We start from the raw sequence: 10,915 nt of genomic DNA on the forward strand, positions 1-10,915 counted from the left end.
CTTCAACTCGAGCCGGACGGCCAAAGTTGCTGACGCGTCTCTCAAACCCGAAATACGTTACCGCAGCAGCCGTGATGGTCACGCTCAGAACGGTCGTTATCGTCGTGATCACGACGAGCCAAGCCGGCTTTCCGGCCATGTGTTGAGCCACCGTCCTACCAAGCGTCGCAATCACGAACGGATGGATTAGATATACGCCGTAGCTGACCGTGCCGATGAATATGGTGGCCCGGTTCACCAGTGCGGGGAAAGGGAAGACCGCAAAGGCCAGCACCAAAGGCATTAGCAAGAGCCCTATGATGTTCTCGCGGGCGTACCAGCCCATGAAGGTCAATGCATGGCGGTCGACCATCGCCAGGACGGACAAAGCGAGCATCACCGACGCCATCAAAAGCAAAGCCAACGTGCGGCGCTCCGAAACGGTGTTGCGTGCCACTCGCTCGAAGATGTGGAATAGAAGGATCCCGCCGACAAAATAGGGGCCTTGAACGACGAAGAAATGCCACCCGAAGCGGTCAGGCACCGACGCCATCAACACCGCAGCCGCGGCCGCAATCACTGTTGATGCCACGAGGCCAGCGGCGCCCGAACGCACATCTCGCAGGACCAACAGCAGCAACGGGAAGAAAACATAAAACAGCATCTCGACCCCGAGCGACCATCCGGCGGCAACCAGACTGCCATCTTTCCCCGGCAGCAAATTGAACGCGAAAACAACGTTCAGAACGACGTCTTCAATGCTGGGGTAGGACGACGTGTAGAAGGTCCACACCGTCGCCATGACGTAAAATAGCGGTGCGATCCGAAAATAGCGCCGCCAGTAGAATTCGCGGACACCGCGCCAAGAACTTAGGCTCGCCGAATAGCCGGCGCATAAGGCGAACGCCGAAATGGTGAAGAACAACGGCACCGCGATGTGCAACTGCATGAACCATTCCGGTGGCCTGCCGTTGCTAAGGTCGAGGAGCACGACGCTGTGGAAAATGGCGACAGAAACGGCCGCCATGCCCCGTAACGAATCCAACCCGTCAAGTCTCGGCCGCATACCGGCACCTCTAGAGCAGCGGCAAGCCCAGATCAACTGCCCACTCGATAGAGAATGGTGCCGTTAATGGCAGAGCCGTTGGCAAAATTGGTATCGGCCAACGCCACCGATGCCGTGGCTGAGTTGGTGTTCAGCGCGACGGTGTTGCTGTTGTTGGTGGTCTGCCCGAGAATGCCCCCGGAAAGCCCCGACATGCCCGAATAGGAATCAATGAAACAGCCGCCGAACTGGGCTGCGGACGTGTACGGCAGGCCAGTCAAGAGCACCGCCCCCGTCGAAGACCCCTTCGCGTTGATGGTGATGCGGAAGTGCAACAGGACTGTGCGTCCGATCCGTTGATACCAGCCTGATTGCGTGGTGTAAGTCAGACCCGTCGTGCCGCCGCCGAACGATAGGCCCGGTGTCCATGTGTTTTCCTCGTACCAGTCGAGCTTGGTGGGATCGCTGGAATCGTAGTTGGTGATCTGGAGTGGAGGGACGCGATTGAACGGAGCTTCCGTCGCAATCACTCCCGAATACCCCGAGCCGGTGAACTCGAAGAATATCTCCGCGCCATTGATGATCTGGGGGATCGCGAACGCGTCTACCCCTGTGAAGATCGCCTTGTTCTGCCTCGAATACTGGCCGTCCGCATAGATCAGCGGCGTTCCGTCCGCGCAGTAGGGATGGAACAGGTCGAAGACGTTGCCCTCGACAATCTTGCCCGAGGCGGCATTGCCATCGAGGTAGAGATTGGAGCCGGTACCACCGGCCAGCCTGCTCGTTGCCATGCGCGTGAGCACTGAGGTGTCGATCGCGGAGAACTGGAAGCCCGTATTATTCTTGTGGGTGACGTGGATGTTGTCGAACACGCAATTGGTGGTGTTCTGCCCGCCTGTCGTGCCGAGGGTATTGTTGTAGATGCCGAACCCGGAATTCGATGTCGCGATGGAGATGTCGCGGAACGAGCAGTTATGGATGCAGTTTATCGGCGAGAACGCGTTGACGTTCGAAGTGAGGTTGAGCCCCGCAGCTGAGGCATTGTCCCGAACATTATGGATCTTGATCCTTTCGACCGTTGCATTATCGATCGTCTTGACCTGCAGGCCGTAGTTAGCGGCCGCGCCGCAGTCGATCTGGACGTTTTGCAGCGCGCCACCATGCATGTCTACGCCAGCGGTCTGGCTGCCCAGGATAACCACGATGCCGCCAGTTGCGCCGATCCATTTCAGGGCGGCGCCGGTCGTTGTAGACGCGTTGAAGGTCCCGCCGGGGCGATCCGGTGGCCCGCTCAAAGCTTGCCCGTCTGTGCTGATGTTGATGGTGCTGCCGACCGCGTAGACCAGATTGTCCAGCGCCACAACGCCGGCGACAGTGAGGGCGGCGTTGATGGCCGCAGCATCGTCAGTCGAGCCGTCTCCGACTGCTCCAAACCATTTGGCGAACGCTGGCGACGCATACACGCGCACCCACGCGCCGGAGCTCGACGCGATGGCCGTCGCCTTCACGTAGATGCCCTGTAGAGTATCGGCCGCGATCTGGGTCGAAAAGTTGCCGGATGTCCAGACGAAGGTGCCCGCTCGCCCCGTCTGGGTCACGATGGCAACTGTGTCCTTCGTGGTATCGAGCGCCTGAAGGGCGGCGATGTTGGCCACGTAGACGGGCACCGTGAGATTAAGCCGCGCCGTGCCTACATCGCCGGCATTCGTGCCGCCATTGGCGATCGGCAGGAGGCCAGTGACGCCCGAGGTGAGCGGTAGGCCGGTGACGTTCGTCATCACGCCCGAAGCCGGGGTGCCAAGCGCTGGCGTCGTCAGCGTCGGCGAGGTGAGCGTCTTGTTGGTAAGGGTTTGCGCCGTGTTCTTGTCGACCGTGACGGTCGTGTCGATGGCGAACTGGGTCCCGGTGAGCGAAAGACCGTTGCCAGCGGTATAGGTGCCTGTGCCGGCGACCTGAGCAAAGGTGATCGGGTTTGTACCGATCACCGGCTGCTCGGTGCCGTTCTGCTGCCAGGTCGTGGCGGCAAGGGTAGCGCCAGCGCTGACAAAGGTGTTGTCGCCAAGGTTGATCTCGGTCGACTGGTCGTAATAGGTCGCGCGGGTGAGCACGAACGGAGCACCGGCGCTGCCGGTCGCGGTGACGGTGTAGATGCCGTTTTGGAGGGTCGCTGCCTGGTTCTTGATCAGGACGACGTCATTGACGGATACCGCAGTGCCGTCGATTGAGAGCGCGCCGTTGGCGGTCGCTGTCAGCGTGGCGCCGACGCCCGAGGTGCCGTTGGCATAGGTGACGGATGGCAGGGCGGCCGTGGTGGCGTATTTTGATGCCGGGAGCGTCGTGGTGGCACTGACGGCGGCCTGCACGAAGGCGGTGGTCGCCAGCTTGGTGGAATTATCTCCAAGCGTCTGCGTGGTCGCGGTCGACGAGCCCAAGGAAGCCGTCACCAGCGTTGGAGAGTTGGCGAAGACGAGCGCGCCCGAGCCCGTCTCGTCTGTCACCGCAGCCGCCAGTTGAGCGCTCGTGCCGCCGGCGAGGAATGCAGCCATGTTGGTGGCAAGCCCGGAGATACCGGTCGACACCGGCAGGCCCGTCGCATTGGTCAGCACCGCGGCAGAGGGCGTTCCGAGGTTTGGCGTCACCAGGACCGGAGACGTGGAGAAGACCAGCGACCCGGAGCCGGTTTCATCCGTGACGGCCGCCGCTAGCTGGGCGCTGGTCCCCCCAGCCAGGAATGCCGACATGCCTGTCGCCAAGCCGGAAATGCCGGTGGTGACCGGCAATCCCGTGGCGTTGGTGAGCACGCCAGCCGACGGCGTGCCGAGATTGCCATTCTGGAAATAGAGCGATCCCGTGCCGCTCTCATCGGTCATGAGCGCCCGGAGGTTCGCGCTCGAGGGGATCGCGGTGAAAGAATCGAAGCCGGCGGCGCGCGTGATCGCTGCCCACGAGGTCAGGTTGGCCGAAAGCGGCTGATAGGTGCCGGTGATGTCGATGTTGCCGGCCGACTGGATGCGGCCCTTCTGGTCGACCGTGAACTGCGCGATTGCGCTCGTGTTGCCATAGGTTCCGGGGGCGACAGTCGTGTCGACGAGGTCGACAGCGATGTTCGCGAGAGGACCGCCGTCGGTGATGCTGATGTCTCCGGGCGTGCCGGCGAGGATACGTCCTTCCGCATAGAGCGGGCTCGCTTCAGCCAGGACGACCGGGCCGACTGCTGAGGCAAGATTGGCGATTGCGGCTGCCGTTGTGCGCCCGGTCACATAGCTGCCGCCCCCGATCGGAGTATCGATCGGCACGATTTCGTTGCCGGAGAGGCCTGCGCTGGCGGGAAGTTGGTCGAAGGTCGTGTTTGCCAATAGCGATACGCTCGCGCCCGTGAAGGCACGTCCTTTGCTTTGGGGGAGAGGCGGAATAAGAAAAAGGCCGCTTCGCGCGGCCCTTGTTTTTCAGTCAGTGGCGTTGCTGGATCATGCCCACGCTCTCACCACGAGCTTCCATTTGGATTGTGTAGGATCGAAGTCCGCACCATTATCTTTTCGTGGCATGGGCGTCATGCAAGGGTTGTTGTTGCCGAAGCGGATATTCATGTTCGTGGGGTCCGGGACGATTACGTAGCCGTTCGCACTGCCCGACCCGTCGTTGCTCCCGTTAGGGGGCCATTGTGTCTCATCGCCCACGTTGAAGCCGCCCTCTGCCGAGACACATTGCAGAACCGCCATATAAAGCTTCGGCTGAACGCCAAGCCCGTGTGGCAAGGTCAAGGCACCCCCGGAGGTGATCGTCTGCTGCCCGCTGTCGAATATCTTGGTGATGGCGAGCGCGGTGCCGTTGGCGTAGTAGGCGCCAGCATTGATGGTCCCGGCGCCCTTGTCGCCGCCGGTCACGCCCTGGCTGTAGAGCCCCGCGCCGATATTGAACCGAACCGCAAGCGCACCTGAGATGACGGACCATAGGCGCCGGATGGCCGATCGCGTGGCTGATGTCGGGTCAGTGATCTGGACATCGTCTGCGGCATAAGTCTGCTTGTTCGCCGCGCTGTCTCGGCTGTTCCATTGGACCTGGGCAAGCACGTCGCTCGCGGCTGGCGACGCTGTGTCCCGAAACAGGTCGATTATGGGGTTCGCAGCCGCAGTCGCGTCCGTGCTGCTTACTGTGAGAGAGCCGGTGACCGTCGGCGTGGTCAAGGTCGGCGAGTAGAGCGTGTTGGAAACAGCAAGAACGTCTGTGCCGTTGAGGGCGAAGAACCCGCTCTGACCTTGCTGGATAACCACCGTGGCGCCACCGACGGCCGAGGTCTTCAAGGTGACCGTGAAATTGCCTGTCGTGCCATTTCGGATGAAGTACGTGCGGCCGATCGCGGGGAAGGTGATGATGACGTTGCCGGTAAGTGTGCCGCTCAAGTCGATGAAGTTGTTCTGGCTCTGCGCGGTGTTGAGCGTGACATTGACGTTAGTCAGCGGCAGTGCCAGCGTGTTGCCCAGCACGGCATCCAAAATGCTGAAAACGTTGTTGTCGAGCCGCTGGCCCCAGGTACCGGAAAACTCGCCGGTCGCCATGAGCTCGAGGTTCAGGTTTGGCGTGAAAGTTGAGGGCATCGGCGCTTTCCACGAAAAAGGGCGCCCGAAAGAGCGCCCTCAAAAGTCCTGTTGATCTCTGGCCTGGCTACTGCTGGCCGCTGTTCTGCACGGCCGAAAACATGCCGACGCGGCGGAGCTTGTTCGCCAGCGTTAGCTCCGACCCGGTGTCGATCTTCTTCGGCGCCTTCATCAGGAGTGATTTCGCCAGATCGGGGTTAAGCATAGCGTCGCGGATCAGGTCCTCGACGTTGCGGATGCCAGCCTCTCGCATGCCGCCGAGAACGTGAGTGCCGACGATACCGGCCAAGGTGCCGAGACCAGGCGTCAGCACATCGCCGAGGGCGGCAAAACCGGCGCCGCCGCCGATGGCATGCGTGATGATCTTGTTGAGCAGCGTCGGCTTGAGGTCGGCCGACGCCATGGCCGAGAGATCCTGCGCTGTGTTCGAGCGGCCCGGCAGTTTCGATGACGCAATCGACCGGTTGGCGCGCTTAAGGTCCTGGGCGATGGCGCGCATCGACCCCAGTTCCTGATCGCTGAACACCTGTCGCAGCGCGGTATAGTTCTTCCCGAGGAACGACTGAAAAGCATCGGATTTGATTAGGTTTTTCCCCGACGTGCCGGCTTCCGTGTTGGAAATCAGCTTGCTTTCCATGTGCTCGATGACCGCGCGGCGGAGGCCTTCCAGTGCCGCGGGATCACGCGACGCAGCCTGAGCGAGGCTCCGCATCGTCTTCACGGCGTCGCTGCGGTTGAAAATCGAGCCAACCGTTTTGACGACGTCGGCGGGATCCTCGACCTTGAGCATGCGGCCGATCGCGCTCTTCTCGACGGCCGTGAGCGCATCCTTGCGCTGCTGCGCCAGGGTGGCGAGATGGTCGCCGGCCCGTGCTGCATTTTCGAACGCGGCCGTCGAGCCCGGCGAGGCTTGCTCCAATGCCTTCAGCGCCGGCCCGTGCTGCGCCTTCCATGCGTCGAGCGTCTTTCCCGTGATGATGCCGTCCGCAGCCTTCGAGCGGAGAGACGCGGCCGCGATCTCTTTGAGCGGCCCGACGGCTTCCGGCGAGGCCTTCAGGATGGCGTTGACGGCGTCACCGCCGCCGGCACCAGCCTTCCACGCGGTCGACGAGACCGCACCGCCAGGCATATTGTAGGGCTGTGTCGAGCCGGGGCGTTGAAGGATCTGGCTGACTGGCTTGGTGCCGAAGGTCTGCTTGCGCTGCGCGGTGGCCGCGGTGGCTTGTTTCAGCCGGTCGGCGGCTCCTTGGTCGAGAAACGTTCCTTGAGGCTGCGAACCGCTCTCAGCCCCGACAGCAGGCCGTCCCGCTTCATTTCCTGCTCCCATTTGGCGAGGAAATACTCGCGGTCCTCGGGCGAGAGCTCCTCCAGCGTCGCCGCTAGGCGTTCCAACGAGTTGGGCGCGTTTTGCACTTTGGAAGTCACTGACCTCTTGACGCAGCCGCTCCAGCATCATGTCTTCCGGCTGCATCGCGCCAGTCTGCACTGCCAACTGCTCGTCGGCCGCCTTCTGGCTCACGGACTGAGATATAGCGTCCTCGACAGCCCCTCGCAACTGAGAGAGCCGGCCGTAGGCGATGGAATTGGCCTGCAATGGTGAATTTGCATCCCTCATCGCCTTGGAAATGACGCTGCGGAGCGCGACAGCGCGCTGGAGCGGCAAGGCGTCGCCATACCCTTGGATGACGTCGCCGAGCTGCTTCTCGACGGGCGTGAGGCCAATGGAGCCTTCCGGCCCGAGATTGCCGTAGACGTCCGCATAGGCGGTCTTGATCGGCGCCGCCACGGTTTGGAGCGTCTCGTCGGGGTCGACGGCCTTCCACAGCGCTCGCTCGCTCGCCTTGGCGGCATCGACGCTGTTTTGGACCGGCGTGCGGAGGTTCTCCCCGAGCACGTCTGTCGGCTGAGCACCGCCAAGGCCTTCGGTCGCCGATCTGGCCGAAGTCGCTGCAGCATCCTGCGCGGCCTGCATCTGCTGGTCGATCTGGTCGAGTTGGTCGCGGAAAAACGACCCGACGGCCTCAGGGTGACCTTCGGCCTGTATATCGGAAAGCGCATCGAGACGGGCCGCGTTCTGATCGGCGCGACGCGTCAGGAATTCGTCTGGCGACCTCGTTGCAACGGCGCGCTCCAGCTGTCCGAGGCCAGTGTCGCCGGTCGCCTGGAAAGTCGTCGGCATTGATCCCGGGACGATCTCCTGCGGCTGAGAGAGCGCCTGCAGGGCTGCATCTCGGTCGCTGGCCGCGTTGGCGATCGTCTTTGCCGCCAGACGCTCTTGACCGCCCGTGGTGAAGGGTGCGGCATAGTCTGCAGCCGACCGGGCGCCAGCCCCGACGGCAGATGGCACCTCAGAGGCGACAGCACCGACGCCACCGCCGAGGAGGCCGCCGAGCAAGCCGCCCAGGTCCTTGTATTTGTCTGGCGCGACCTCGCGACCGATGCCGGATCCGATACCCGACGTGGTGCCCACGGTCGCGTTGACCAAAGGGCTGCCGGGGAACACCACGGCGCTGGACAGGCCTTCGCCGCCCATTCTCGCGATGCGCTCCGGCGCGTTCTGCGGCTGCGGCAACTGTTCCGGATTGTCGGGGTCAAAGCCCAGTTCGCCCATGCCGCGCTTGATGGTTTCGCCAATGCCGGGCCCAAGACTGGCGTTCCGATTGGCGTTTGCCTGACCGATCTTGGCCTGCAGTTCAGGGCTTGCCGGCCCGCTGAACTTCCATGCGTCGGGATCGGAGACCACGTCCCACCAGTTCTTGGCACCGCTGATGAGGTCCGGCGGCGTCAAGGCGTGCTCGACGGTGGTGGCAAGGTTCGGGATGCCGGCCAGCATGCCGGTGCCGAAGTTCTTGGCCACCGAGGTGAGCGAGGCCTTGCCGTCATCGTCCGTGGTCGCCGCTTGCTCAGTCGGCGACGGCCCGAACTGCGCATATGGGTTCTGGCCCGATGCATCAGGAGCGGCCGACGGTGCTGGCGCGGCGGCGTCCTGATCGCCGGAGAACCCGAACTGGGCGTAGGGATTGTCGGTCATTGGCTGCCCAGAACGATCCGGGAGGCTCCCGGGACGCCGTAGTATTGGTCGAACTGACTGGCGGTCTCAGGGTGCTGCCGTAGATGCTGCATCGCCTCGGGCGGCACGATGGTGGTCAGGGCGTAGAGCTCGGGCGGCTGATGCGTGTTGAAATACTCATCCGCCCCCTTGATCGAGCCGCCGGTCCGCGACGCCCAGTCCTGCAAGAAGTTGTAGTAATCGGTCTTGCGCTGGTTGGCGGCCTGAATGCCGGCGATGATGCGGCGCGCGCCTTCGGGCGAGTTTGCGCCGCCTGGTACCGCCCCGATAGCCTGGTTGACGATGTTGGCGGCCTCGCGCGAGCCGAGAGCCGATGAGAGGTCGAAGCCGAGGCGCGTGGTGAGCTTGTTGAGGTCCTCGCCAGCGGCAACCGCCTTCTCGTCGATCGGCGCCTCCATGCCCATGCCCTGGAAGGCGGTGTTGACCGATTTCGCGAAGTTGACGCGAGCCGCGAAGCCGGTGCCGGGCGTCGTCCACGCCGAATTGTTGATCGTGGCGAGATCGTGCTTCATTTCGGCAAGCTGGGTTTCTGCGCTCACCGATGCCTGATAGCTGGCGCGGGCGTCCTTAAGCGCGTCCGTGGTTTCTCCCTTCACGATCTCCGTTCCGGTCGGCGAGAACATGCGCGGATCGAGCGGGATGCGCTGCGGCGCCGCTCGGGTGAAGACCTGGCCGGCGCTGGCAGGCTGCGGCCCGACCGGCTGCACAGGGGTCGCCTGCGCGACGGGCTCCTTGGCCGGGGCAGCGGGAGCAGCTGCCGCGGGCGCTGGCGACGCTGGCCTGCCCGTCGGCGGTGCGGCGGTCTGATCCGACACGCCCGGAATGGACTGGCCATTCTGCAGCTGATCCCAGGTCAACAGCTTCGGCGGGGACATCGGCTGGGTGACATCGCGCACGATGATGCCGGCCGGCGTGATCGTCTGCTGGAAGCGCTGCGCGGCCGTCTCGACGCCGGTCTTTGCGGTGTTGGCCGTGGTCTGGGCGATATCGGCCGCGGTCGTTTTCGCCTGAAGCGCCAGCTGCTGCCCCGCGATGTCGACACGCTGCCCCTCGAGGCCGAGATTGCCGGCGCGCGTCGCGATCTCGGACTGAGCGAGCGCGTTTTCGCGAGCCTGCTGCTGGCGCTCCTGATACGTTTTGACGCCCTGCTGGCCACCTTCGCCCACAGCGGTGAGGAAATTCGGGCTCTTGGACGCCATCATGCCGAAACCAGCCGACATCAGCGCCATGCGCGCATCAGGCGACAGGTTGGGCATCTCGCCGTGGAGAAGCCCTCTGACCGCATCGATGATGCCGGCGGTGTATGGGCGGCCCTGCGAATTGGCGTCAGGGGTCGCGCCATTGGTGAAGGGTGCGACCACACCAGTCGACCCGGTCGGCGCAACCCCAGCCGAGGGCGCTTGCGGGATATTGTCGCCGTTCGCGAACGCTGCGAGCGCCGGGGTTGCGGCATTGCCGGTCGTCGCCCCGTTGTAGGCGACGGCATTCCCGTCAGTCGGCACCGTGAGCCCGTCGACCGCAGACGAAATCAGGTTGTCCGAATACAACCGCCCGGCTGGTCCATGCTCTTGGGTGACGAGCCCGCGAAGGAAGTTCTTCATTTGGCTGGGCTGAGCCAGGTCGATCGGCGTTGTGGGCGAAATGCCCATGGTGTTGGCGATATTTGCCGCCGCGGCGTGGTTCCCGGGCGTCCAGCCACCTTGGCCAGCAACAAGCTGATCGACAGTCGTGGCACCCCCTTGGTTCTTGCGCAGTGCCAAGCTGGCGGCCGCCCGCATGCCCGAGTAAGGGCTATCGAATACCGCTTGGGGGTCGCCCTGGTCGGTGTTCTGCGATGGCCCGATGATGCCGGGGACGCGCTGTCCCACAAACTTGATGTTCCCGGGGTTGTTGTTCCGCATGCCGGCCGGCAAGCTGGCGACATTGACGTCCGGGCCAAAGAACTGGCTTGGCGTCTGCGGCTGATATTCCGGCACCGTCTTTACCGGCAAGTCCGCGATGGTCTTGGGAGCAGGCAGCGGCGGAGCCGCAACGACACCTGACGCATCTTGCTGAGGCGCGGAGACGCCCGCGCCGGCATAGGCCGACGGCGAAATCGGCGCTGTCACCACAGGCGTGCTGGAAATCCTCGGGAGCGGAACACCAATGTCCGATGGGGGAGGCACCACGCCGGCCCGATCCGCGAATTGCTGATCCGGCAGCGGCTGCGGTGCGGGCGCACCAGCA

4 protein-coding genes and 1 pseudogene are annotated in these 10,915 nt (G+C 63.6%); all 5 read right to left on the bottom strand.

Translation table 11 applies throughout. The annotated features are described in order from the left end of the window. A partial coding sequence (locus EOA60_RS05825) for an acyltransferase (RefSeq protein ID WP_164899201.1) occupies positions 1 to 1,006 on the bottom strand: 1,006 nt, incomplete at its 3' end. A gap of 71 nt (positions 1,007 to 1,077) precedes the next feature. Beyond that, positions 1,078 to 4,380 (bottom strand): hypothetical protein, encoded by a 3,303-nt coding sequence (locus EOA60_RS05830; protein ID WP_127335228.1) that lies wholly within the window; start codon positions 4,378 to 4,380, stop codon positions 1,078 to 1,080. 111 nt (positions 4,381 to 4,491) lie between these two features. Next, a complete protein-coding gene (locus EOA60_RS05835; protein WP_127335229.1) occupies positions 4,492 to 5,619 on the bottom strand; it encodes a hypothetical protein in 1,128 nt (375 codons plus the stop codon). Positions 5,620 to 5,686: 67 nt separating this feature from the next. Continuing rightward, entirely contained in the window at positions 5,687 to 8,650 is a 2,964-nt protein-coding gene (locus EOA60_RS05840; RefSeq protein WP_127335230.1) for a hypothetical protein, read from the bottom strand. After that, positions 8,647 to 10,915 (bottom strand): annotated as a pseudogene (locus EOA60_RS05845) (hypothetical protein); the annotation flags it as partial. The gene EOA60_RS05840 and the pseudogene EOA60_RS05845, both read right to left, overlap by 4 nt.

Source organism: Mesorhizobium sp. M1A.F.Ca.IN.020.06.1.1, assembly GCF_004023265.1.
Taxonomy (GTDB): Bacteria; Pseudomonadota; Alphaproteobacteria; order Rhizobiales; family Rhizobiaceae; genus Mesorhizobium.

Excerpts from the sequence above, each read along its gene's own strand:
- EOA60_RS05840 (WP_127335230.1), bottom strand. The coding sequence starts at position 8,650 with ATGACCGACAATCCCTACGCCCAGTTCGGGTTCTCCGGCGATCAGGAC.
- EOA60_RS05835 (WP_127335229.1), bottom strand. The coding sequence starts at position 5,619 with ATGCCCTCAACTTTCACGCCAAACCTGAACCTCGAGCTCATGGCGACC.